At 39.1% G+C, this 23,940-nt stretch carries 23 protein-coding genes; 17 read left to right on the top strand and 6 right to left on the bottom strand.

The window, feature by feature from the left end; translation table 11 throughout:
- Complete coding sequence (locus tag J8M00_RS09750) at positions 1 to 354, top strand: DUF2834 domain-containing protein (RefSeq protein WP_211010074.1); 354 nt, start codon at positions 1 to 3, stop codon at positions 352 to 354.
- Positions 355 to 506: 152 nt separating this feature from the next.
- Positions 507 to 911, top strand: a complete 405-nt coding sequence (locus J8M00_RS09745) for a hypothetical protein (RefSeq protein WP_211010073.1) — start codon at positions 507 to 509, stop codon at positions 909 to 911.
- 211 nt (positions 912 to 1,122) lie between these two features.
- On the opposite strand, the gene J8M00_RS09740 is transcribed toward J8M00_RS09745, so the two are convergent.
- On the bottom strand, positions 1,123 to 3,261 hold the full coding sequence (locus tag J8M00_RS09740) for a winged helix-turn-helix domain-containing protein (RefSeq protein WP_211010072.1): 2,139 nt from the start codon (positions 3,259 to 3,261) through the stop codon (positions 1,123 to 1,125).
- A 498-nt stretch (positions 3,262 to 3,759) separates the two neighbouring features.
- On the opposite strand from J8M00_RS09740, the gene J8M00_RS09735 reads away from it, so the two are divergent.
- Positions 3,760 to 4,197 carry a hypothetical protein gene (locus tag J8M00_RS09735; RefSeq protein ID WP_023399969.1) on the top strand — a complete coding sequence of 146 codons (438 nt, stop codon included), beginning with the start codon at positions 3,760 to 3,762 and terminating at the stop codon, positions 4,195 to 4,197.
- A 70-nt stretch (positions 4,198 to 4,267) separates the two neighbouring features.
- The gene (locus tag J8M00_RS09730; RefSeq protein WP_211010071.1) at positions 4,268 to 4,984 is read left to right on the top strand and encodes a hypothetical protein; all 717 of its coding nucleotides are present in this window, start codon (positions 4,268 to 4,270) and stop codon (positions 4,982 to 4,984) included.
- 214 nt (positions 4,985 to 5,198) lie between these two features.
- Here J8M00_RS09730 and J8M00_RS09725 read toward each other — a convergent pair whose 3' ends face one another.
- A complete protein-coding gene (locus J8M00_RS09725; protein WP_023399971.1) occupies positions 5,199 to 5,399 on the bottom strand; it encodes a hypothetical protein in 201 nt (66 codons plus the stop codon).
- Positions 5,400 to 5,825: 426 nt separating this feature from the next.
- Here J8M00_RS09725 and J8M00_RS09720 point away from each other — a divergent pair, with 426 nt between their 5' ends.
- Entirely contained in the window at positions 5,826 to 7,115 is a 1,290-nt protein-coding gene (locus tag J8M00_RS09720) for a hypothetical protein (RefSeq protein WP_211010070.1), read from the top strand.
- Between the two features lie 138 nt (positions 7,116 to 7,253).
- On the opposite strand, the gene J8M00_RS09715 is transcribed toward J8M00_RS09720, so the two are convergent.
- The gene (locus J8M00_RS09715; protein ID WP_211010069.1) at positions 7,254 to 8,444 is read right to left on the bottom strand and encodes a beta-propeller fold lactonase family protein; all 1,191 of its coding nucleotides are present in this window, start codon (positions 8,442 to 8,444) and stop codon (positions 7,254 to 7,256) included.
- A 232-nt stretch (positions 8,445 to 8,676) separates the two neighbouring features.
- Between J8M00_RS09715 and J8M00_RS09710 the strand changes: the two genes are divergently transcribed.
- From J8M00_RS09710 to J8M00_RS09690, 5 genes are all read left to right on the top strand, one after another.
- A complete protein-coding gene (locus tag J8M00_RS09710; RefSeq protein WP_211010068.1) occupies positions 8,677 to 9,306 on the top strand; it encodes a LysE family translocator in 630 nt (209 codons plus the stop codon).
- Positions 9,307 to 9,382: 76 nt separating this feature from the next.
- Entirely contained in the window at positions 9,383 to 9,967 is a 585-nt protein-coding gene (locus tag J8M00_RS09705) for a DUF4377 domain-containing protein (RefSeq protein ID WP_211010067.1), read from the top strand.
- 25 nt (positions 9,968 to 9,992) lie between these two features.
- Complete coding sequence (locus J8M00_RS09700) at positions 9,993 to 10,343, top strand: hypothetical protein (protein WP_211010066.1); 351 nt, start codon at positions 9,993 to 9,995, stop codon at positions 10,341 to 10,343.
- 795 nt (positions 10,344 to 11,138) lie between these two features.
- The gene (locus tag J8M00_RS09695) at positions 11,139 to 11,462 is read left to right on the top strand and encodes a hypothetical protein (RefSeq protein WP_211010065.1); all 324 of its coding nucleotides are present in this window, start codon (positions 11,139 to 11,141) and stop codon (positions 11,460 to 11,462) included.
- A gap of 212 nt (positions 11,463 to 11,674) precedes the next feature.
- Positions 11,675 to 12,085: a GNAT family N-acetyltransferase gene (locus tag J8M00_RS09690; RefSeq protein WP_211010064.1), complete on the top strand. Its 411-nt coding sequence runs from the start codon at positions 11,675 to 11,677 to the stop codon at positions 12,083 to 12,085.
- A gap of 102 nt (positions 12,086 to 12,187) precedes the next feature.
- On the opposite strand, the gene J8M00_RS09685 is transcribed toward J8M00_RS09690, so the two are convergent.
- Together J8M00_RS09685 and J8M00_RS09680 are read right to left on the bottom strand one after the other, a co-directional pair.
- Complete coding sequence (locus J8M00_RS09685; RefSeq protein WP_211010063.1) at positions 12,188 to 14,008, bottom strand: hypothetical protein; 1,821 nt, start codon at positions 14,006 to 14,008, stop codon at positions 12,188 to 12,190.
- Positions 14,009 to 14,617: 609 nt separating this feature from the next.
- Positions 14,618 to 15,514: a LysR family transcriptional regulator gene (locus J8M00_RS09680; protein WP_211010062.1), complete on the bottom strand. Its 897-nt coding sequence runs from the start codon at positions 15,512 to 15,514 to the stop codon at positions 14,618 to 14,620.
- Between the two features lie 220 nt (positions 15,515 to 15,734).
- Between J8M00_RS09680 and hutH the strand changes: the two genes are divergently transcribed.
- The 4 genes from hutH to J8M00_RS09660 all read left to right on the top strand — a co-directional run bounded on the left by hutH (position 15,735) and on the right by J8M00_RS09660 (position 20,783).
- Entirely contained in the window at positions 15,735 to 17,234 is a 1,500-nt protein-coding gene (gene hutH / locus J8M00_RS09675) for a histidine ammonia-lyase (RefSeq protein ID WP_211010061.1), read from the top strand.
- Between the two features lie 11 nt (positions 17,235 to 17,245).
- Complete coding sequence (locus tag J8M00_RS09670) at positions 17,246 to 19,246, top strand: urocanate hydratase (protein ID WP_211010060.1); 2,001 nt, start codon at positions 17,246 to 17,248, stop codon at positions 19,244 to 19,246.
- Positions 19,247 to 19,701: 455 nt separating this feature from the next.
- Positions 19,702 to 19,875 carry a hypothetical protein gene (locus J8M00_RS09665; protein ID WP_211010059.1) on the top strand — a complete coding sequence of 58 codons (174 nt, stop codon included), beginning with the start codon at positions 19,702 to 19,704 and terminating at the stop codon, positions 19,873 to 19,875.
- Between the two features lie 290 nt (positions 19,876 to 20,165).
- Entirely contained in the window at positions 20,166 to 20,783 is a 618-nt protein-coding gene (locus J8M00_RS09660; RefSeq protein WP_211010058.1) for an HAD family hydrolase, read from the top strand.
- A gap of 49 nt (positions 20,784 to 20,832) precedes the next feature.
- Here the strand turns inward: J8M00_RS09660 and J8M00_RS09655 are convergent, their stop codons facing one another.
- Entirely contained in the window at positions 20,833 to 21,333 is a 501-nt protein-coding gene (locus J8M00_RS09655) for a DUF1842 domain-containing protein (RefSeq protein WP_211010057.1), read from the bottom strand.
- Positions 21,334 to 21,642: 309 nt separating this feature from the next.
- Here J8M00_RS09655 and J8M00_RS09650 point away from each other — a divergent pair, with 309 nt between their 5' ends.
- From J8M00_RS09650 to J8M00_RS09640, 3 genes are all read left to right on the top strand, one after another.
- Positions 21,643 to 22,278 (top strand): hypothetical protein, encoded by a 636-nt coding sequence (locus J8M00_RS09650; protein ID WP_211010056.1) that lies wholly within the window; start codon positions 21,643 to 21,645, stop codon positions 22,276 to 22,278.
- A 403-nt stretch (positions 22,279 to 22,681) separates the two neighbouring features.
- Positions 22,682 to 23,194 (top strand): GrpB family protein, encoded by a 513-nt coding sequence (locus tag J8M00_RS09645; RefSeq protein ID WP_211010055.1) that lies wholly within the window; start codon positions 22,682 to 22,684, stop codon positions 23,192 to 23,194.
- Between the two features lie 96 nt (positions 23,195 to 23,290).
- On the top strand, positions 23,291 to 23,788 hold the full coding sequence (locus tag J8M00_RS09640; protein ID WP_211010054.1) for a DUF7000 family protein: 498 nt from the start codon (positions 23,291 to 23,293) through the stop codon (positions 23,786 to 23,788).
- Positions 23,789 to 23,940 lie beyond the last annotated feature (152 nt).

The raw sequence follows: 23,940 nt of genomic DNA, 5'->3' as shown, positions 1-23,940 counted from the left end.
ATGATTAAATATGTTTATGGCATTTTGTGTATTTTAGGCATCGTTTTACCGTATAGCATGTTGATCCCTTGGGTATCTGAAAACGGGTTAAGTGTAGTGACACTTTGTACTCAAATAAGTGAAGACCAGATTTCATCATTTGCATGGTTAGATGTGCTGATCTCAGCCTGTACCCTAATTGCTTTTATATTGTATGAAGGTAAGCAGCAAAAAATGACTAAGTTATGGTTGCCTGTTATGGGCACTATGGCGGTTGGTGTTTCATTTGGTTTGCCACTATTTCTATTGATGAGGCAGTGCCACTTAGAGCGCGTTGAGTTGGCTGTGGGGCATCGTGAGCAAGTTATAAATTGATTTATGCGCATTGTGCCGTCATTTTTGTGATGTGTCTTCACTAAGGGAACATCGTAAATTACGATGACACTTACTCATCAAGTGTGTATTCATTTTGACTTTTTAAAGCGTCTATAAATATACGTCTATTCAAGCTAAAAAGGATATTTAAAATGCAATTTAAAACGCTTAGCATTGTTACGGCAATAATTGCTGGTTTTCTATTTGTGGCATTACTGCTTTTCCCAGAGTTAATGTATTCTTTATTTCAAATTCCTCAAACCGAATCAGCCTCTTTCATGGCTCGTCGGGCTGCCATTCTATTTTTAACACTTGGAATCTTGTCTTGGTTGATGCGTAATGCAGATCATGCTGAGTCAAGGAAAATGGTATGTTTGAGTTTTATTATCATGATGTTTGGGTTAGCCGGCCTGGGAGCATTTGAATATGTTCGAGGGTATGCGGGAGTGGGGATTGGGCTAGCGATTGCTACGGAATTGGCACTTGGACTAGCATACCTTAAAGTATACTTCGATACTCGATATAGATTAAATAGACAGCATCAACTAGAGCAATGAATAAATCAGGTTTGAGTCAATGACTATTAAAATTGTGGCATAGTGAGCTAACTGAAAGTCTGACACCCGTTTAATTAAATCGAATTGACACTAGGTATGAAATTGCTTGCTGTTCACAAAGATACTTGGGTATGCGGTAAAACAGAAATGCCCAAATAGACTTTTGAATGGCGCATTCAAAGTCTATTTGGGCATCTAAACTTGCTATTGATTATAGGTTTAATAGCAATTCAACAACTTCCTTTTTCGATGAAATTCGAGCGGTGGCAAAAAGCCCTCTGGCATTTATCTCAGAAATGTTTGCGATATTGCTAGGTAGTTTGCCTACGACGTTAAATTGTTCGTTGCTGAGGTTGTAAGACCAAAGCTCAAGCTCGTTGCTCACTCCATAAATTGTACTGCCATTGACTAAAAAGTGTTTTCTATCGCCACCGTGCCCATCTAATGCGGGGATGTGCTGAGCTTCCACGGCTCCAGAGCGCCAAAATCTATCCATATGGTCAGTGTAAATCAGATCTCCACTTTCAGTTTTACTTGCCCAATTAACCCGTCTGTCAGTTAAAATACGAACTTCATCGGTTAATAGGTTGAATTCTGTCAACTTACTAACACCTCGGAAACTAGCCAGAGTTAGCGCGGTGTTTTTTACGCTGTCCCAGTGCAACAGCTCGAGTATGATGTACTCATCTGAATAGCTGGTTTGACGTGCATCTAGTTGTAATTGGACCAATTTATTATTCACATTAACTAGAAGACTGCCGCCATCTGCAGACCACTTTATGCCTGATATATAACTGTCTATGGGAAATTGACTTAGTTGTTTCACACCTTGCTTATTGCTTAGCCAAACCTGATCTTCTCCCGAGCGTGCAGAGATAAATGCAATGGTTTCACCATTTGGTTGTAAAACTGCACTGTCATCTGCAACCGTTGAACGATTAATCGTCATCGAACTTTGGTCATCAATGTTGTTCTGAGTGACGTCCGCCAGCGGAATAGACAGTATATCGCTGTCGTATTGGCCTTTTATAATTAACGCACGATCGCCGTCAGGGTGAAAGCTTGGCGAGAATGCCGGTTGATCAAGTGGGATACTGACATTGTTTATTTTCCCGTCAAAGGACAAGGTAAACATCTGTCTTCCGGTACTAAAAACAAGGTGGTTTTCAATTGGTGAGAAGTTGGCAACAAAAAGTCGCTGACGACCGGTGTCTGGTGGAAATACGATTTTATTGCTTGAAATAAGTTCGCCGCTGGGGGTTAGTAGTTCAATATAATGCTGGTTATCTTTATGAATACTAATCACTGCCAAAAGATCGTCTTTGGTAGAGTAATCATAATAGACGATATTGCCATCATTCACTTTATGTATAACTTGGCTTTCATTATCGCTGATCGAATAACTGATCAGTTGCCACTGGGATTCATCTTTTTGTAGCAAAGCAATGTTGTTATTATTTAACCAGTGCGGTCTAGTAATTTCTGAGTTTTTACATTCAAGTAAGAGCTGCATAGGCTGAGGTGCTTTCAGTGCCTTGGCAAAATCAATACTCATGAGCTGAAAGCATTTTTTTTGTGTGATAGGCTCGTCACAGTCGACAGTTCGTATAAAAACCAGTTGTTTTCCATCTTTTGAAAAACTATGACGGCCATAGCTGTCTATGTTGTCTGTAAGTTTATATTCCTGCTTAGTAGCGAGATCTTTTGCCCAAATATTGTTGACACATGCTTCTTCAGAGTAACGATGAAAGATAATGTACTTACCATCTGGAGAATAGATGCTGGCAAACTCTCGCCCATCCGATGAGGTTAACGCGCGTAATTCGCCAACAGAAAACATCGGAGTGTCACTAGAGGCTGAAAAGTGTGCCCCAATAAAACCACTTACAAAAATAAAGGAGAACAGCAAAAGGAGTTTTGAGCGCCATAGAGTGAGCTTTTCAGTAAAGGTTGGTGCTTTTTGAGTTGTTGGTTGCGGGTCAGAATTTACAGTTGCCGATGCACAAGAGTCCGTGTTTTTAGTTTTTACGTTTGCTTGCCAATTAACTTCACATTCTAAACTGTAACCTTGTTTAGAGTGTGTTTTGATATAAACTTGGCCTTTTCCATCATCACCGAGGGCTTTGCGAAGTTGTGCAATGCTGCGTTGTAAGCTGTTAGGTGAAACAATCGTATCGGGCCAAACTGTTGAAAGCAGTGTTTCTTGGCTAACTACTTCACCTTGATTTTTGGCCAGCAGTGTTAAAACGGCTAATGCTTTTGGTGCGACTACTTGCGGCTGTTTGTTTTGCGTGATTTGGTTTCTTGATAAATCGATAAAGAAATCACCGATCCAATATTGCTTTACCATAGAGCGTCCGTCCCGTTTATCGGGGTAACTAGTTATTATTCTTTTATTAACTGACTTTAGCACACCTTCAGTGAGTAAAAAAACAAACTTGTAACTGGCTGATTATTTTATTTTTTATTTCATAAGAATGATATTTTTAGTACATGATTTGGAAAGTCCAGAGGCCGCATGAGGTTGAGCCTGAATGTGAAGTGAAGACCTAAACAGTAATTTAGTTGTTATATTCAGGTAAGCCTTTCCAAAGAATTGGATTGATGAAAATGCCTAGACTAAGTCAAATCCCCAGCTGCGGTGTCAACCAGTAGGATTAATGAACTCGTGAATGGTTCACAGTAAGCCAAACAGTGGTACATATGCAGTGTTGAACGAGTAAAACAGGTTTTTTACTTATATAACAGATTGTATTTTTGTTTATTTTTCAGGTTTAATAAATAAAGGTTGTTTATCGGCCTGAACTCGTTTAGTAAACCTTATAATAACAATGAAAACGGACTAAATATGTATAAAATAGGCGTGTGCCTCACTTTTCTATTTTCGACTCATTTTACAGCAGCAAATGAAAATAATGGTATGGCAGCTTGCCTATCTTTGTATCAAATTGCGGCGTCTGCGATTGACTATAAAGCAAAGGGAAAAAGTAAGCAGGAAATGTTGGCGCCGTTGCCTGATAAACAAAAAATAGAAAATGATGATCAAACTGTTCCGAGTGCCATTATTGCATTGAACATGTACGATATTATTGATGAAATCTATGACTACGACACGTTACCTATAGCTGTTTACGCACCATACGCATCAGAAAAGTGTCTTCGGCGTGTGGATGGAAAACCAATTAAACCATATCGCAAAGCACACCCTCAATTGCAGCAATGCGCAAAGTTAACTCGCAGCAAAGCTATGTTAGAGTGCGCCTTTGCAGTCGTAAATCAAGTATAGCCGTCATCGCAGTAGAGATAATGTGAAAGACAGTTATTGTATATTGTAAATTTAAGTTGTTGGAATATTTATGAAGCATATTGTTATTCTATTCATCGTACTATTATCTGGTTGTACTAGTGGGCCTAAATATCTGTATAACGATCCTGATTTGTCAGCGGATCAGCGTGTATTGTTGACAAATCAATGCGACGCTGAATGCGAAAATAAAATTAAAAGTGCGCTCGAGCTTGACAATAAATATGTTGCAGCAGAATCAAGGTTATTAGAGGTTAACGGCATAAAAGGCGGCTATAACAGAAATATATCAGTCGGGAAAATGTTTAATTCAACGATTGATGGTAGTCTTGAAATATACACAGTTCAAGGTTTGCACGAATTACTTGCTCATCATGCACTAAGAACAAGTCATAGTTTTCCTGAGCGATTTAAGGTTAATCTATTAGCTGGTCATACATATCATATTGGCGGTTTTGTCGTTAAGCAAGGCGAAGAAAACACATTATATCGTTGGTTTCCTGTGGTATATGATCTCACAGACAATAAAGTAGTTTATGCGGGCGATTCAGCATTTCAAGTTCGTATGAACTTGCTTTGCCGCAGCGGTCATCCTCAATATGGTCCGTTTTGTAAGTGTATGGTTGGAGAGATAAATAACAAGATGTCGTTTAAGGAAAAAGAAGACTACATCTTAGGCCTAAAAGCTGGTGAAAACCAAATCAACGAAAAGCTTTTAAAACGACTTACAGCAGGTATTGTTCAGTGTTTACCTAAGCAAGCTAATTAGTGTATGAAAGTTGTCAGCGTCGGCTTTAATCTAGACTTATCAAAGCAATGTATTTGACACTGTGGATGGGGGGGGCCACCATTTATTATGAATTTAAAAGGCTGTATAAAACTTGTTGGTGTTTTAACAGCCTTTAATATTTACGCAATACCGCAAAAACCACAATTTAAAATGCGTTTAAGATGCACCTTTAAGGTGTATATCAGTAAATGTGTTATGCGCAGTGAATTGGGTGTGTATCTGGGCACGCACAGCCTGTCTCGTAAGGCATATGAGAAGGGCAGGTACCAAGGTGATATGTGTTAGGTCCACACCCAAACGAACGAATAAAGCCACCGGCAATATTTGGTGTTTGCTGTTGCACTAACTCTTTTTGTTGGCTTAGGTTTTTTAGTTTCTTTTTATTAAGTCTCATCTTTCTTCCTTAATGTTTATTTTATTGATTTTTGTTGTGTTTTAAAGTGATACAAGTACTAACATCGCCAAGTATCATTTAGGGCTTTTTGTCGCCATAAAAATATTGAGTATCCTGTCTCATTAAGAATCTTTACTAATCACAGTGGGTAAATGCCGACGTTGAGATAAAGACACATTATTTACAGCATGTTAACTTTTGTGGCGTTTTTTATCAAGCCTAAATGCTTAGTAAGCTTTTACAGTATTAATAAAAAGGTGAGAGTGCTTAATAATTTATGCGTCTATAAACGATAGTTATAACGGTTTTGATAAACGACATAAATAGAATAGGATAGTCAAATAAGTGGTTAAATTTCAGCAATAAGTATTAAAGATACCGTTATTCTTGCCGATAAATTGTTGTACTTAATATAAGGAGATTAAGATGCAAATTAAATCAGGGCAGAGTATTGATTCGTTGGCTATGCGTCAACTTGCGTCAAACGCAAAAGTTTCTAAATCTGAAAGGGGAGAACTTGACGAGGTGCTGCGCAGTAAAGAGATTGCCACAATTGAGCAAGCGCCAGATCTGATGTCATTTCCATTTCGTGCAAAGCGTTACCAAGTTATTAATTTGTCATCTCCACACGAACCACCCCAATACCAATATGGCGAATTGACTAACCCTCACGATATTGAAGCATTTCTGACCCATCAGGATAGGCTGAGCAAAGAACAAAGCGATATCCTTAGAACCTATGTGCCTTCAAAAGAGTTGCTGGCTGTAATGGATAAAATGGACGACGAGACACTGACGGCGTTTGTTGATGTGTTATCCGCTTCATTTGGATTAGACAGCCTGTTTGGACATAACAAAGAGAAATCACAGCAGTTGATTTCATTAATGAGTGACATGTCTGAAGAGCAAATTAAGGATACTGTCGATACGTTAGCACATTTGTCAGACAAGGAAATAAACGATAAACCAGACTCCCCAATTCTCGCGTTTGGGTATCGTGGACCCGCTGAAATCCAGTTGCATAGCTTTGCGCAAACTGCGGATCATCGTTCTCACTTACAGCAAAGTATTCATTTCAGTAAATTGACTCACCAATACGTTGATCTACTTGCGGAAAACCGTTATTCAGAAGGAGATCTGATGTCTATTAACCAACATTTACAGGAAAGTTCGTTTGAGCAAAGCCGAGGTATAATTGATATGGCGATAAACGTCAAAAATAATGACAGGGTTTCGTTTTTGAACATGCTTGATGAAGTAGACAAAGACAGTGAAAACAACATATTTGAATACGTAGGCAAGCAGGTAGATGTCAGTCAGTATACCAGTGCATATGAGAGCTCATACGGAGGTTATGTCTTGTTTTCTGAAAAAATGGCCAGTGAATCACAGCGTACAGAACTATATAGTAATTTAATTGATTCTTATGATAACCAAGGTGTTGGTTTGATGGAAGATGTGGTGGGGCACTTGAAAGATACACCTCCCCAGATCCAATCTAACATTTGGGAGGCGTTAAACGAGACTATCGAAAACAATCCCGCGCTATTTGATAAGTCAGACTCCATTGAAAGCTGGATGAAGCTGCGACTTGGTTCTTTTCAGCGAGATTTTGAAAATAAACAGGTTGACCAAATCTATGATATCGCAGAAGAGTTAGACGTTCCAAGAGATGTAGGGCAGCTTGAGTGGGTAAAATTAAGCACTTTATATTGAAGGGGCTAAAAAGGCCGGCAAAAAATTACTGGCCCGGTTTGGCAACTATTTAACCAATTTACATATATGCATTTATAACAAATGGGTATGATTAAATCGGAAGACATACCGGACAAAGCGATCAGGTTAGCTCAATGACTAGTCGAGGCTCAGAATAAAGATTTCATTATTTTTCCCAGTCGTAACAACCAATTGTTCTTCGTCTTCCGATAGCCTCAATGATGAAACGCCAGTGAGCTGGTGGCGATTCAATTCAGTTATATGCTGCCTAAACCTAAGCTTCCCTGTACTTGGTGTGAAATCAAAAATGAGTATGCCTTTATCCGTTTCACCAGCAACAAAAAGGGTATTTTGATTGTCAGAAAACGCCAAACAACAAGCCCCAGATAGCCCCGGATTTTGCTCACTTGTAATGACTTGATGAAGATTAAATCGCGCTGATGTGTCCTTTTTGAATACATTTAAAGCATTACTTTTAGAGGCTGCGACAAACAAAAATTGATTGTCAGGTGTCACAATAAGTTGCTGTGGGTTGAGCATGGATTTAACCCCGTTTTTGTCATGCTGTATTGTTTGTGTGACGGAGAATTTCCCTTCGGATGTTTTAGACAGCACAGATATTTTGCTTTGTTCAAAGCCATTGATATAGAGCCAATCGGCATTATTTGGTTGGGATATAGATGTTGGTCTGCCCCAATCGTATTTTGGAAGCAACCTACCTAATGGAGTTAACTTTCCAGAATCACTTACCTTAAACTCGCCGACAGCGTTACTTTGGTAGCTTGCGACATATAAACGCTGACTCTCTTGTACGATATGCGTATCCCATGCTCCAACAAGGTCTAACATATCTTGGTCTTTCACGTCTTGATACGCAGTAAAAGCTTGCTTTATATCTAGGTGATCACTGACAGTTTCAATGTGATTAAATTGGCCTTTATCACCTAGCTTGAATGTTGATAGTGAACCACTATAAAAAGCCGATACAATGGCAATGTCAGCATCTTTTAAAAAAGAAATACTAGAAGCCCCTTCCAGTGACGCTGATTGATCATTTTGTTTAGAAAAGCTCTGTGAATAAGCGAAAGAGTGATGCTTACTTGGAGTAAAAATAGAGAGAGAGTTGCTGTCTCCGCTAACAATCAATAGAGTATTATTATCGGTTAGCCATGCGTCTCTTGGGTTGGCGACTTCAAAATGTTGGTTGCCTGCATGACGAATAACCTGCTTTAGTTTTATAGTGGTTGAGTTTGCTGGAGGTTGTGTATTAGCATAAAGTTGAAAAGCAAAGGTTGCAAAGCAAAAAGCTGTCAAAAACTGTAAATTCATGTGGCTATGTGTTCAATAAATCGAAATAGGGATGAGTTAAATATGAACATGTACACAGAATTAAATCAACTCATTACCGAGAAGGGTTAATCCTAGCAACTATTTTAGTAACCGTTCAAGAATACGAAGGGAAAAGAGGCACTACGTAACACCTGAATTTTTCACCTTGATATAAATAGGTATTCATGTCACGTCAGTTTTAAAGATAAATATAATGTGAGAGGTGCGATAAATGGAGTTTAGTTCTATATATGTGTTTGTTCTAGCCTGTTTGGCGATCAATTTAATCCCTGGTCCGGATGTTATTTATATTGTGACAAATACCATGAGAGGACAAGTCACAAGTGGCGTAAAAGCTGCTTCAGGGCTCGGTGTCGGTTACGTTTGTCATACTGTCGCCGCATGTTTGGGGTTGTCTGCTGTTATATTAAGTTCTGCTCTGTTATTTAACATAGTAAAAATACTGGGCGCACTATATCTTGGCTATTTGGGAGTAAAATGTCTGATTTCCGTGTACCAAGGGACATCACAGCTAGATTTAATTCACCAAGGAGAACACACAAACAATATCTTTCTGCAAGGTGTAATCGTCAGTGTTTTAAATCCTAAAGTGGCGTTATTTTTCCTATCGTTTTTACCTCAGTTTATCGATCCTCATAGTGCAAATACAGCGTGGTATCTATTAATTTATGGGTTGATTTTTAGTTCCTTAGCAACAGTTTGCAATTTAGTGTATGCCGTCGCTGGGAGTTGGGTATTTAGGAGTGATAGAGCCAAGCAGTACACACAAGTGCTTGAAGGGATTTCGGGTTTATTGCTTATTGGGCTCGCGAGTAAAATAGTACTTGATAACGAACAGTGACGTTTACAAATAGAAACAGAATAACGCAATGTAATATGTAATTATTCCCTATATGTATCGATATAAGGGAAATTATATGCAGCGAATTTTATTTTGTATTCTATCAATCGGTTTAGTAGCTTGCGGTTCATCCAGCGAAAATACCAACATAGATCCAAGCATAAAAGAAACAACTCAAAATAACATCGATATAGAGTATGTAGAAACATTAAAGTTATCATCTTACCGCTCTCCCTGTACAAGTGTTGTACAGCAGCTGTGCCTGAGAGTCGAGGGAAATGAAGAGCACGAGTTTGAACTATTTTATGGGGACATTGAGAATTTTGACTATCAATGGGGCACGCGCTACGAACTAGTCGTCAAGACCAAGGATGTTAAAAACCCTCCAACGGATGGTAGCAGTATGCAATATCAATTGAGCGAAATATCTACACAACAGGAAGATCCTATCGACACAGAGTATAAATATTCAAATGTTGATTTGTTGGACAGTACGTTTGTATCGAACAACGGATCTTTTAAATTTCTAGGCCAAGCATTTGAATGCGCAAAGAAGGTTGATTGCGATAAGTTGGTTGACTTAAATAATACTGCTGGTGCCGTTAACCTGACTTTCAGTTATGTCGGAAATGGTCAAATAGAACTTATAAACTGGAATTAAATAAGCTTAATATCAAGGAAAGGTAATGAATTATAAAAGCATTATTTTAAGTTGTTACCACTGGGTTTCAGTTGCTTTTTCTTTGCTTCTTTATGCACCAAGTCTTGTACCTGGCGCGATGTCCATACTGGCATATTACATATCTTTGTTTGTGCTTTTATTATCTATAATTACCATTAAATATGGCGGTCGTTGGTGTTTTAAATCAACAGCGGTGATTGTTGGCTTAGGCATATTCATTGTAAATGACTATTTAAGGTTGGTTGGCTCCCTGCCTTCATCTACATGGGTTGGCAAATTAGTTATGTACGGTGTGTTTACAGTGATAACCACAATTGGTATTAGAAAGTGCAATCATCTCGTAGGTACGAAGTAAAAGGTGGGCAAAGGTAACGGTAACTGCTAGATAACTTTTGTGTGGTACGTGTAGAGTTTTAGTAGAGAGCAGCCTAAGATTAGGAATACCCACTTTAAATTAACAATGTAGAAGTTTTTTGATTATATTGTTTTTTCACATAGACTTGGCTAAGTGTACAGCGAGTTACAGTGGGCGCGCGTAGAGTGTCGGTGTAGGGATTTTAAAGCGCAATCGTGATGGGGGTAGGGGGCGGAAAATTGCTGGAAGTATCATATTCCATTGTGATTTAAATCGACATTTTTCTGCAAAATACCACTAATGGAGGCGTTTTGAATTGAGAATGGGTTTTTCAATTTTCAATATGTGTTCCCAGATTGATGTTTTACCAATAGCAATCAGTGGGTTGCTGCACTTCTACTGGATTGGCAGCATGTGTTAATGCTGCGTCATCGAACTGGCGAAATTATTATTTCCTGCTCTTCTAAGCTTGATTTAAAAATCACCATTTTTGTTGCTGCTGTTCATCCGACTTGATTTACGGTAATGATTTTATTATCACAAAAAATAATTTAACGGCCTTATTTTTGAATTAAATATTCCTTTGGAATTTATGGGTTTTTGGTCATAAATTGCGCGTTAAAGTGATGTTAGTTTAAAATCAACCAACCCTTTTCATCGTGTTTTTTAATTTATCCATCATTTTTTATGTGGCAATTAATGTTGTGTGTAGATTTGTTTTTATTTTAATTGCTTTGTTGAGTTTGTTAAAAAAGTTGTTTATTATTGTTTTGAAATTAAATAAGGATGATAATAATGAAAAAAATATTCGCATTTGCTCTGCTATGTGCTCCATTTATATCTAGTGCTAATACAGGTGCATTCTTAATAAAACATATCCAAGTAGAGCATGGGCATGTGTACATGTGGGGAGATGGAATGCAAAACCCTAAAAATTGCGATATCTCTGGAGTGGTTAAGCTTGATAAAACAAAAGAGGGCTTTGACCAGATGTACAGTTTAGCTTTGACAGCAATGGCCAGTGGTAAAAAAATAGGGTTTTGGGCAAGTCATTGTGGCGCGACGCCTTGGGGTGGAAAAAACACAAATACAGCATATGCGGCTTATATTAAACCATAACAATTAATAGTAGGGCTAGTAATAGCCCTGCTTCTTTTCTTATTACATTGTAAATTAACTTTTGTTTACAGTACTTTTGCTCGCAACGCTTTGCTTTACATGCACATTTCTTCATAGCTACTCTCCCTTTCTTTTGCCTAACTCAAGTATTAAACAACTGTATATATAAACAGTATTGTGTATAATCTTCTCAATATTGCCGAGGAAAGATTATGAACTACACAATTGAAGAACAAATTCCGACACCACAAGAGTATTGTGATTTGCGGGTGACAGCTGGGCTGTCTGCTAAGTCCTTGAAGGCCGCTGAGATTGGATTACCTAATACACTATATGGTGTATCTATTCGTAAAGAGGGGCTATTAATTGGTATGGGGCGAGTTGTTGGCGACGGCGCTTGTAACTTTGAAATTGTGGATGTTGCTGTCGACCCCAAATATCAGGGACAGGGTCTTGGCCGTGAAGTGATGACGTTTATTGATAGGTATTTAGCATCAGTGGTTTTAGATGGCTCATATGTGTCGATGATAGCTGATGAACCTGAGTTTTACGAGAAGCTAGGCTATCGACTGGTGGCGCCGAAAAGCCAAGGTATGACCAAAAAGTTTAATAGTTTGAAGTAATGAGAGCTCTTGTATAAAGACCGATCTTATAAGTTGTTGCTGCTACTTTCTAGGATTGTGTTTCGAGCCAGAAAGTAGCAGCAAATTTATGTTAAATGGTGATTATAGTAGAGAGTGCAACACCGCAACGAGTACACCAGGGTTGAAAGTTATATCACCATTAGGGGAAGCAAATACTTCTCTTGTTGAGTGCAGATCTCTAAAGTCTCTACCCTCTGAATCTTTTAATGCAGTTACTCTAATTGGGTAACTAACATAGTCAGCAAAATCATGTGCTACAAACAAGCCACCTTGGCTGCCTGTTACTTCTTGAACTTCGCCATCTCCCCATTCAATCTTATAGGTAACATTGCTTGTGTAAGGAAAACATGAACGCATTGCTACTTTGATTTGGGTATTACCAGATTTAATTGATTCCGGTGCAGTGATAAGAGGTTGGAATGCATCTGACTCTACTAACTCTTTAAAGAAAAGGCTTCTTTCCATTACAAAGAGATCTTCGTCTTCTGCGCCAACATCAACTTCTACCCAGCCTTCAATGATTTTTAGCTTCAGTGGTTTATCATAGTCTTTGCCTAATACGCCCCATGAATACTTTGCAGACACACCAACACCTGCATCGATAGCGATACCACCTATTGTTTCATTGATACCATCATAGTTACCGTCGCCACAGCTATTGCCGTAATAACCCCAAAGCTCGGCGTAAGAGTAAAGTGCCGTTTCCAAAGTTAAGCTCGCAACTTCCAGTTTCTTGTGGTACAGACCCGCACCTTGCTTGTATATTACAGCAATTTCAGGCTGCACTCTTGCTCTAACTGATACACCCGCTTGAACAGAAGGGTTGCTTAGATCAACTTGAAAAGTATTTACTGTTTTAGAAGCTTCAGCACAACGGTTTTCGCCTTCCATTTCGCAAACGAAGTCGAATTCATATTTTCCAGATACGTTATAGTTAAGATCAACCTCAGCTTCTAATTTTACACCGCCGCGTATTCTTGCGCGTAGGTCTAACTCATGAAACCAAACGATTCTTACTGGGCCGACCCAAAAATCAAGGTCTTTTTCAAATGTTTTAATGCTTTCGTTATAAAGAAACTTATTTGTCGTATCTATAACTGTACCTTGTACTCTCAGTTTACCATTATCAGAGTAGAGAGAGCCTTTAGCATTAAACCCAGTTACAGAGTGTTTATAAGGCACTTTGAATGAACAACGGTTTGTTTTATATTTGTAGGAAATTGAGTAATTAATTGAGCCTGCAATACCTGTATCAGCAGTAAACGTTAAATTATCTTTTATATCTGCAGACTTTTTAAGAGACGTTATATCAAGTTTGTCTGACTTAGTACGATTATGCCAACGTTTTTTACAAAATCCGCGAATGGTCTGATCGCCATTTACTGATTGGGTGCTAGTCGAACTGCCACCACCTACAGCAAGCAGGCTTGAAGAACCTTTCATTGTTTCTAAGGCAAAGTTTTCGTCAATGACAATTAAACCCGTGTTGACTGACAGCAAGTCACTATTAGGCGTCACATCGTAGTCATCCAATATATCAACTTTGACGGCATAAGGTAGATCAGAATTCATCACACCGACTAAGTTTTCAAATACATAGGCTCTAGTTGATGTGTGTAATGAGGTTACAGCTTGAGCTGCTTCTGACCATTCAACTGATTCCAATGATTGAGTGTCGCCCGGAGATGCAGGTGTACGGGCTAATCGACTAATACGAGAAGCATATTCTTGGTAATCTGTTCCAGATACTTCATATACTGAAAATCCTTCGCCTGAATTAACCAAATAGGTGTTGGTAGTTTCTTTTACGCTAATCTGGTTCGAAAATGCATAGCCCGAGAAAAAGCTGAATGCAATTAAAAAAACCTTTATAAACGATAATTTCTGTATTGTTTTTAACACAATTGTCCCTTTATTTGAAATTTGTGCGTCATAATATATATAGTGCTGCTAAAATCAATTAATTAATTTAATTTTTTTATATTGCTTATTTTTACAGCAGTGGTTTATTTTAAATATAGAAGCAATTTATGTATGAGAGGTTGTTTAAGGTAATTTAATTGTTTATTTTGTGGAAATTAAAGGTGGTTTCGCCCTGAGTGCAGAAAAAGTGATTAGTCCTGTTTTTTTATTGTGTGAGGATAAATTCAGTGCTGTCTTTACAAGAGCAAAAGAAAGCTTATGCTCTGGAACAGTTCCCCCATCGCAAGCATAAGCCTGTAATGAATCTGTTGCATCAGACTACCTTCGAAGAAGTCAAAACCTTTTAAATAATATACAACGTTGCAGAACATTTGGATCGTCAATTCAAACTATGGCATGTTGTCATTGACGAAGTTTGTAGATATGAACTTGTGATATAGTAGGCTTTTAAAAATATTAGAAAAACGGCCTTACTATTAAGTGACAGAAATTGATGAGGTGTGGTGCTCAACAGTTATATCGAGTACTTATATATCAAAATCATCACTAGGTTAGTTTGGTAGAGTGAAAACCCAAAAATGTGTCTTTTTAAACTGCATGGCTGTTTTTCAATTCATTGATAATGGCATTTGCAAGTGGGGACGCTGAATTATTTTTGGCTGTGATAAGTGAAACAGGGATAGTATAAGCGTACTTTTGCGGAGATATTGCTTTAAAGAGCCCTTTATCAACCCAATAGCTCGCGTAATGTTCTGGCAGGTAGCCAATAAAGGCACCGGAAAGAATCAAATGAGCAATGCCCTCATCATGGTATGCGATGGCGCTATTCATATAATTGAGCCCGTCATTTCTGACTTCTTTATCTCGCATATAGTTACTTGAAACAACCTCTGCACTATTAAGGAATTTGTTTACTTGCGAAACTTTACAGTCAAACAATGGGTGTCCTTTTGCGCAATATAAGTAGTTTTTTTCGTCATAAAGTGGAATGTACTCTAAACCACGTAAGTGATGACGACTAACTCCAAGTCCAACTAATGAGCGGCCATTTATCACCGAGGTTTCAACTTCTTTTGCTTCACATACATTAATATCAAACTGAATATTGTCACTTTGTTTTTTCAGGGAAGCGATGGCGTTTGCAATACCGCACCTTGGATCACTTGCCATGGTATCGATGACTGCAATAGTGACACGTCCAGAGAGCTCATTTTTGGAGCTGGCGACGGTAGTAGCAAAAGCTTCACATTGCTGCAAAAGCTCAAGAGATGCTTGATAAGTTACTCGACCAGGTTCGGTAAGTTCAAACCCACCACGCCCACGTTTACATAGTTTTATGCCGAGCCGGACTTCAAGGTCTGAAAGATGAGAGCTAATGGTCGATCGCCCTATGTTGAGGCGAGACTCGGCAGCGGATAGTCCACCAGATTCAACAATAGCGACAAAAATTCTCAAAAGGCGTAAGTCAACGTCATGAACTTGCACAGGTTTATCTCCAAAAAGCCGCGCATGTATACGCTTACTAAAGACCTAAAAATATCAGAACGGTTATTCTAGAGGAATGTTCGCCAAAGTGAAAACATAAAGTTTGATAAACTCGGAATGAATTACGATTATCTATAATTTATAAAACATCAATTGAAGAGTAATATTGCGTCATCAAGCACACAGTTGCTTAGGAAAAGCATATATTTAGGAGAATAAGATGACGTTTAGATATGGTGTAGATCGTCTGAACCTTGATATTGTGAACGGCATAGCCGATGGCAGTATTGAAGCAGAGCTTTGTCAGGAAGCATTAGATAAAATTAACAACAGCCGTCAACGTGTAGACAAGATGGCAGCATCTGATAAGGCCGTTTACGGTATTAATACTGGTTTTGGTCCGCTGTGCGACACCCAAGTTTCCCCTGAAGAGACAAAGTTACTTCAAAAAAATCTTCTTATTACCCACGCAGTAGGTGTAGGTAACCCGATCGCAAAATCCATTTCTAAGCTGATGCTTATCACTAAAGTTCACGCGCTGAGCCAAGGCTTCTCAGGCATTCGCCTGGAAGTGGTTGAGCGCATGCTTAAGTTTATCGAGCTAGATATTATCCCAGTTGTGCCAGAGCAGGGCTCTGTAGGTGCATCAGGTGATCTTGCGCCGCTTTCTCATCTATTTTTACCTCTATTGGGTGAAGGTGAATTTTGGGTTGGAGATGAGATACAACCTGCGGCAAAAGTACTTTCTGATAACAATTTAGAAGCAATGGATCTTGATTCAAAAGAAGGACTCGCGCTTATCAACGGTACACAGTTCATTTTATCTCATGCCATTACTGGTTTGACAAAAATGCGTTACTTATTAGACCTTGCGGATGTGGCCGGTGCAATGAGTATTGAAGGCATGCAGGGCAGTGAGCAACCGTTCCGTGAAGAGCTGCATGCGATCCGCGCATTTGAAGGTAACATTGCGGTTGCAAAACGCATGCGCCGTTTGTTCAAAGATTCACAGAATATGGCGGATCACGAAGAGTGTGATCGCGTTCAAGACCCATATTCACTAAGATGTATTCCACAGGTACATGGTGCATCACGCAATGCATTTAACCACCTAAAAGAGCTTGCTGAGACAGAGATGAACTCAGTGACAGACAACCCAATTGTGATCAGTGAAGAAGAAGCCATTTCAGGTGGTAGTTTCCATGGTCAGCCTTTGGCAATGGTACTTGATTACGCGTCGATTGCCGCAGCTGAACTGGGTAATATTTCTGATCGTCGTTGTTATTTGCTACTAGAAGGCTTACACGGTCTACCTCGTTTGTTGACTACTTCTGGTGGTTTGAATTCAGGCATGATGATCCCGCAATATACTACAGCGGCTTTGGTTACAGAGAATAAATCACTGTGTTTCCCACCGTCTGCGGATAGTGTACCAACCTCTATGGGCCAAGAAGACCATGTGTCTATGGGTAGTATTTCAGGTCGTAAATTTAATCAAATCTTAGGTAACTTAGAAAAAATCTTCGCGATTGAGTTGATGTATGCAGCGCAAGCAGTTGATTTTAGACGTCCAAACACATGTTCAGATATTATTGAACAAAATCATGCATTGATCCGTACAAAGGTCGCGAAGCTTGAAGAAGACAGACTACTTAAACCAGACATTGATGCTATGGTTGAGTTTGTTAAGTCACAAGCATTTACGGTTACAGTGAACTAAGGAAATCCGACATGAACTTTCAAGAACAAATTAAGCAGGGTATCCCTAGCGTATTACCTGAAGCAAAGCCGTATCCTGCCGGGGCAAATCGTGCACCTAAGCGTAAAGATATATTAAGCCCTGAGGAAAAGCAGCTGGCAGTTAGAAATGCACTGCGTTATTTTCCTAAAGAGTGGCACCAAGAGCTAGCTGGTGAATTTGCACAAGAACTTAAAGATTTCGGTCGTATCTACATGTACCGCTTTAAGCCTAATTATGAGCTAAAAGCACGTTCAATTTCAGATTACCCAGCAAAATGTGAGCAGGCGGCTGCAATCATGCTGATGATTGACAATAACCTTGATCCAGCTGTTGCTCAGCACCCTGAAGAACTTATCACTTACGGTGGAAACGGCGCGGTATTCCAAAACTGGGCACAATACCTACTTGCCATGAAGTACCTAAGTGAAATGGAAGAAGATCAAACACTTCACATGTATTCTGGTCACCCAATGGGTCTATTCCCATCATCTAAAGATGCGCCACGCGTTGTCGTAACGAACGGTATGATGATCCCGAACTACTCTCAACCAGATGACTGGGAAAAGTTCAATGCACTTGGCGTCACTCAATACGGTCAAATGACTGCGGGTTCTTTCATGTACATTGGCCCACAGGGTATCGTACATGGTACTACTATCACAGTCATGAATGCATTCCGCAAAGTATTAGAGAAAGGCGACAGTCCAAAAGGTAAGATCTTCTTAACAGCTGGCCTTGGCGGTATGAGTGGTGCGCAGCCTAAAGCAGGTAACATTGCTAACTGTATTACTGTATGTGCCGAAGTTAATCCTAAAGCGGCGATTAAGCGTCACGAACAAGGTTGGGTAGACGAGCTAGTTGATAACATGCCAGATCTTGTCGCTCGTGTTAAAAAAGCACAAGCGGGCGAGGAAGTGGTTTCAATTGCGTTTATTGGTAATGTAGTTGATGTATGGGAGTCATTCCTTGCGGAAGATATTTTCATTCACCTTGGTTCAGACCAAACATCACTTCATAACCCTTGGTCAGGCGGTTACTACCCGGTTGATATTAGTTATGAAGAGTCAAACCGCTTAATCCGTGAAGAGCCAGAAGTATTCAAAGAAAAAGTACAGGCAACGCTAAAACGCCATGCTGATGCAGTGAACAAGCATACTGCAAAAGGCACGTACTTCTTTGATTACGGGAACGCGTTCTTACTGGAAGCTTCACGAGCTGGTGGCGATGTCATGGCGGAAAATGGCATTGATTTTAAATACCCTTCATATGTTCAAGACATCTTGGGTCCAATGTGTTTTGACTATGGCTTTGGTCCGTTCCGTTGGGTATGTACATCAGGTAAGCCTGAAGATTTGGACAAAACAGATGCTATCGCAGCGAAAGTGCTCGAAGAGATCATGGCGGAATCACCAGAAGAAATTCAGCAACAGATGCAAGACAACATCACTTGGATCAATGATGCGAAGCAAAACAAGCTGGTTGTTGGCTCGCAGGCACGTATTCTTTATGCTGATGCAGAAGGCCGAATGAAGATTGCGAAAGCATTTAATGATGCGATTGAGCGTGGTGAGATTGGCCCAGTTGTTCTTGGCCGTGACCACCATGATGTAAGTGGTACAGATTCGCCTTTCCGCGAAACATCAAATATTTATGATGGTAGTCGCTTTACTGCTGATATGGCGATTCACAACGTTATTGGTGATGGTTTCCGTGGCGCTACTTGGGTATCAATTCACAACGGCGGCGGTGTAGGCTGGGGTGAAGTTATCAATGGTGGCTTTGGTATGTTGTTAGATGGCTCAAGCGATGCTGAGCGTCGATTGAAGTCAATGCTACTGTTTGATGTTAATAACGGAATTGCACGTCGCAGCTGGGCACGTAACGAAGAAGCAAATTTTGCGATCAAACGTGAAATGGCTAGAACGCCTAAATTGAAAGTGACACTGTCAAACAATGTGGATGACGATATATTAGATAATTTATCTCTGTAGCCATGTTTTTGTAGAGCTTAAGAAATACTTAAGCTCTACCATACTGCAGTTGCCCCAGACTATTTTTATAAGCTACAACTCTCTTACCTATCGACCTGCTCTGTCACTTTGAGTAATTATCATACGAAATCGAACGTTGAGCATTGCAGACATTTCAAGCAACTTCCACTCGTAATTAAGTATTTATTAAATTTTATCCCAATGAGTTTTATCTAATAATATTTTATTGATTTTGTAATTTTGTGGGTATTAAACTCCCCATTTGATGATGAAGTGTTAAATGCGTTCAAAATAAAAGCAAATTTAGAGTGAGATATTTTAAAAATATCAACATTAACAGATTAAATAACCATAATTTAGATCAAAAAAGGTTATATTTTTTGTTTTTGTGTATTTGTATGAATATAAAAACCTGTTATTGTGTGCGTGTTGAATGTAACTAACCAAAGGAAATTATGATGTTACTTAAACTAAGTAAAAAGAAAGTCAAAAACCTAAGCACGCCTAACAAAACACTTAATCGACAACAGACTCCCCAGATTGGCGGTGCAAATGGCTTAGATACTCTAGGCTGTTTACCAACAGTCAATTGTCAGGTTTCTTGGCAGTGTTACTCAGATAACTGCTAATGAAAAAAGCAAGCTATGCTTGTGTTTGTAAATATCCTTAACCCTTGTCGTAGGTCTTAATTGACCTACTTTCGCAATAACATAGTTTGTCTTTCCATTTTTCCCTACCTAGTAAACTAGTACTAAATTGGCAAAAGAGATTCACCCCTTTCTAAATTATTTATATAAATGACTATTGGCTAGATATTATTATTTCGCACCATGAACTTAATTCAGCTTTTAATATCAAAATAGCATCGACAATACTGTGTACACTCATGATAGACAAAACGTAAAACAAAGGAATAAAAATGGCACAAAATCGGATAAAGAATGTTGTTTTTGATATTGGCAATGTTGTAGTGCGTTGGTCCCCGGTAGACATAATCAGACTGACATTTCCCGATGCAAAAGAGAGCAATGCGCTTGCACAGTCAGTTTTTCACTCTGAGATTTGGTTGGATCTCAATAAAGGCTTAACTACAGAGCAGGAAACAAAACAACAATACCAACAAGTGTTGGGGTTTTCTCAGCAAGATACTGAGCGGCTTTTTCACTATACCAAGCAGTCTCTTATCTTACTTTATCAATCGGTAGAGCTTATAAAGCGTGTGAAACAGGCTGGCTACGGTGTATATACTTTAACAGACAATGTGCATGAAATTGTTGCTTATCTAAAAGACACTTATGACTTTTGGGATTTGTTTGACGGCGAAATTGTATCGGCAGACTTAGGGGTTTTGAAACCTCAGCCGGAGATCTACCACGCGCTGTTAGAACAATATCAGCTGGCTGCCAATGAAACGGTTTTCTTAGATGATATGCCGCATAATGTAGCAGGTGCAAAGGCGGTGGGTATGGCAGCAATACAATTTGAAAATGCAGAGCAGGGAGTCGCGGCACTAAAATCATTAGGGTTAGAGTTTTAAATTTTAAAAATGTTGAGCCTCAATTTGGGTGTGAGGCTCAACATTTTTATTACGATGCTTTGTCAACTAACTTCGTTTCGGCGAAATGAACTTCATGGATCCGCTGATAGACTTTGACCCATTCTCCCAAACTAGGTTGAGGGTAATCAGGGTATTGTAGATATTGGTAAACTACCTCGCCTTCACTAAAGTCAGGTTCTAACACCAAAGTCGCTTTAAAATTAGGTGGGATTTGAATTCCAGGGCCTTGACCAGGGATCTGAGGCCAATGAATATTAGGGAAGCCTGTAAGGTCAATTCTTACTTTTGAGCCAGGACCCATAACCGTTTCGTATATAATGTTTCCACTTACATGTGAAACACTTTCTACGTGTGTAGCTGTTGCTTTGGTGACTTCAGCATAGCCTGTCGCTGAGTCATGGATTGTATCAAGCGTAAGTTGCAAGTTTAATGTGGGTGCACCCGCATATAACTCACCAGTTTCCGACTTCAGTGCTAAATGAACCAAACCTGCTCTTTGCGTTGTTAAGTGATTTTTATGCTCTGACATTATCGTCTCCTTTTATAAGGTAAATTCCTAGTTATGCTGCTTGCTCAGCATCAAAAAAAGAGTAGTCCGCGCATGACAGATAATGTATTACAGGGTCATTACACGACCCTGAAAGGTATTATTTGAATAGGTCAATTCTCTATGGTTGTTTCATATGATACTAAGCAGGGTTATAGTTGTGCCGATTGGCGTAATTAAGTAGATAAAAATCAGTGGAAGAGAGTTCCCTCAAATGCATGACGGGTATTAATAACTATGTACACAAAGACTAGAAAATATAAGGATGAGCTATGGAATGTGAGTTTTTTAATGCTCGTAATGTTATCCGCATTATTTCCTTTGCCTCACTCTGAGGTAACTCGATCAGAAATGTGGGATATTTTGAGTGTTGCGGCATTAATGGTCATGACTAATGTGCTTGGTCTCCAATGGTTCAAGCGAGAAGAGCGAGTCAACCATGGCGGTTTTATTTTATGGAGTAGTATCATCATGGGTCTAGGCATTTTACTTCTTATGCTAACTTCTTACAGCTTAGTTAATGGACAGGGGTCAAACGTTGCCTTGTTGGCTTTGCTCTCACCCCCCGTTATTGTTGTGATCATAATGTCCTTCAAAAGATACTTTGATGAAGGTTATTCATATCAGATTGCGAAAGACATTGGCAAAGTTCGACCGGGTACGTGGTACTTTTCCCATACGACAGCATATGCTCTGCAAGAGCAACCGACGAAAGTGAGCAATAATCGTTGGTTACCAAAATTGAGTAGCGGTTTAATCATTATGGCAGCAGTGGCAGGTGGTTTTGTTACAGATAATTCATTAGATGCATATCTTCTTTACTGTGCCAATATAATAATTGCTGCGGCATTTACTTGGTTGAGTTTTTGGGGATGTTGGATGGACTTGATCCATGTTACAAGGGCGAAGTTAAGTAGCGCATTATAAACCTAAAATGATACAGACACATATTAATTGCTTAAATCAGGCGCTTTGAATGTAGTTTAAACCCCCGATATTTTTGATAATCAAAAATGGATTTGTCGTCGATGTCTTAATCGTCACTTAATACCCAGATGTGTACACCGTGTTTTTTGTATGGAGAGGGCAAGTATTTGATCGGGAATATAAAATGTACAGTATTATAAAAGATACCCATGCTAATAATTGCATAAAATCAAAAGGAAACCTCACAAGTATGTTTTGAAACTAAGTGCCCGAGAATCCGCCTAGGGTGGATTGTTGAACTTGTTGGTTCTGTTATGGAAACAATCAAAGTATAGTTATGGTAAAAATTAAGCCAGATGCCTTATTCTTTTTTCTGTTGTTAGATGTAAGGAAAAATAAAACCATGACCAAACTGACAAGTAATATTGCCGAGTATAACCCGAGGTGGAGTGAGATGTATGAATTTGAAAAGACACGTCTGACTGATATTTTAGCAAATGATATCAAGGAAATTCATCATATAGGGAGCACTTCGGTTGTTGGTCTGGCGGCTAAACCTGAGATTGATATCTTGATCGTAATATCTGCGAAAAATACAAATAAAGATTTTACCTCCAAACTCGTTCAACTAGGCTACAGACGAGGTAATGACTTGTCTAAGGGTCACCAATTTTACAAAAAAGATGTCAACGATGTAAGAACGCACAAAATACATATCTGTATTGATGGACACTCAAAGGTAAAAGAGTTAATTGGCTTTCGCAACTACCTTCGCGCTAACAAAAAGGTGCGTGAAGAGTATCAAGCGTTAAAGTACAAGTTAGAAGTTGAGAATCAACACGGTATTTCCGAGTACCTAAGTAAAAAAGGCCCTTTTATTCAGCATGTAATACAAAGTGCACTTCAAGTAAAGTGATTGGGCGTTAGGGAATATTGCTTTGATTTTAAAGAATGTCACACATTAAGGTGTGTACTTTAAATTAATACAGGCGCTATGCACAAGAGGATATCAATGGTGGTTACTAAAAGCTTAAATACCCAGATTTCATTCTATAAGCAAGCTCTTGAAAGTGGCGAATTACAGGAAACGTATCAAAGTTTGGTGAGTATCGTTCAAAACCTCCGAACTGAGTTTTCAAAAAGATATGACGGCGAGTATGCAGTCGGGGGCGTTTTACATGGCTACTTAGATTTTACTTATTTTTATATCCAAAACAGCTACCTAAAATCTCACAAGCTAAAACTTGCAATTGTACTCAATCATCAACAAGTAAGATTTGAACTTTGGCTTCTAGGTCAAACCAAAGGCGTGCAGAAACGGTATTGGCATAAACTAAAGAATACTGACTGGGCCAGCGCACAGCGCATGCCAAAGTATTCGGTATTTGAAGTTCCCTTATTGGAGTCCCCTGACTTTGATGACTTAAATGAACTATCGGTATCAGTATACAGTGGATTTGAGTCACTATCGGATCAGATTGTTAAAGCGTTAAAGTTGGGCGAAATATAAAGAACAAACCTTCAATAGGACATAGATATATCAAACTGGAAAACCGCCAAATCGATTTATGCCTGATTAAGTTCACTAATTGGTATGTAAGTGGAAATCAGTTTACGCAAAAGCAGTGAGCGCTATGTGGTGTATTTAATTTCCAAAGTCTA

The organism is Pseudoalteromonas luteoviolacea, from assembly GCF_018100925.1.
Taxonomy (GTDB): Bacteria; Pseudomonadota; Gammaproteobacteria; order Enterobacterales; family Alteromonadaceae; genus Pseudoalteromonas; species Pseudoalteromonas obscura.
Note: the sequence above shows the minus strand (reverse complement) of the source record. Positions and strands in the feature narration are given on the sequence as shown.

Coding starts and splice junctions, on each gene's coding strand:
- J8M00_RS09750 (WP_211010074.1), top strand. CDS start 1: ATGATTAAATATGTTTATGGCATTTTGTGTATTTTAGGCATCGTTTTA.
- J8M00_RS09745 (WP_211010073.1), top strand. CDS start 507: ATGCAATTTAAAACGCTTAGCATTGTTACGGCAATAATTGCTGGTTTT.
- J8M00_RS09740 (WP_211010072.1), bottom strand. CDS start 3,261: ATGGTAAAGCAATATTGGATCGGTGATTTCTTTATCGATTTATCAAGA.
- J8M00_RS09735 (WP_023399969.1), top strand. CDS start 3,760: ATGTATAAAATAGGCGTGTGCCTCACTTTTCTATTTTCGACTCATTTT.
- J8M00_RS09730 (WP_211010071.1), top strand. CDS start 4,268: ATGAAGCATATTGTTATTCTATTCATCGTACTATTATCTGGTTGTACT.
- J8M00_RS09725 (WP_023399971.1), bottom strand. CDS start 5,399: ATGAGACTTAATAAAAAGAAACTAAAAAACCTAAGCCAACAAAAAGAG.
- J8M00_RS09720 (WP_211010070.1), top strand. CDS start 5,826: ATGCAAATTAAATCAGGGCAGAGTATTGATTCGTTGGCTATGCGTCAA.
- J8M00_RS09715 (WP_211010069.1), bottom strand. CDS start 8,444: ATGAATTTACAGTTTTTGACAGCTTTTTGCTTTGCAACCTTTGCTTTT.
- J8M00_RS09710 (WP_211010068.1), top strand. CDS start 8,677: ATGGAGTTTAGTTCTATATATGTGTTTGTTCTAGCCTGTTTGGCGATC.
- J8M00_RS09705 (WP_211010067.1), top strand. CDS start 9,383: ATGCAGCGAATTTTATTTTGTATTCTATCAATCGGTTTAGTAGCTTGC.
- J8M00_RS09700 (WP_211010066.1), top strand. CDS start 9,993: ATGAATTATAAAAGCATTATTTTAAGTTGTTACCACTGGGTTTCAGTT.
- J8M00_RS09695 (WP_211010065.1), top strand. CDS start 11,139: ATGAAAAAAATATTCGCATTTGCTCTGCTATGTGCTCCATTTATATCT.
- J8M00_RS09690 (WP_211010064.1), top strand. CDS start 11,675: ATGAACTACACAATTGAAGAACAAATTCCGACACCACAAGAGTATTGT.
- hutH (WP_211010061.1), top strand. CDS start 15,735: ATGACGTTTAGATATGGTGTAGATCGTCTGAACCTTGATATTGTGAAC.
- J8M00_RS09670 (WP_211010060.1), top strand. CDS start 17,246: ATGAACTTTCAAGAACAAATTAAGCAGGGTATCCCTAGCGTATTACCT.
- J8M00_RS09665 (WP_211010059.1), top strand. CDS start 19,702: ATGATGTTACTTAAACTAAGTAAAAAGAAAGTCAAAAACCTAAGCACG.
- J8M00_RS09660 (WP_211010058.1), top strand. CDS start 20,166: ATGGCACAAAATCGGATAAAGAATGTTGTTTTTGATATTGGCAATGTT.
- J8M00_RS09655 (WP_211010057.1), bottom strand. CDS start 21,333: ATGTCAGAGCATAAAAATCACTTAACAACGCAAAGAGCAGGTTTGGTT.
- J8M00_RS09650 (WP_211010056.1), top strand. CDS start 21,643: ATGCTCGTAATGTTATCCGCATTATTTCCTTTGCCTCACTCTGAGGTA.
- J8M00_RS09645 (WP_211010055.1), top strand. CDS start 22,682: ATGACCAAACTGACAAGTAATATTGCCGAGTATAACCCGAGGTGGAGT.
- J8M00_RS09640 (WP_211010054.1), top strand. CDS start 23,291: ATGGTGGTTACTAAAAGCTTAAATACCCAGATTTCATTCTATAAGCAA.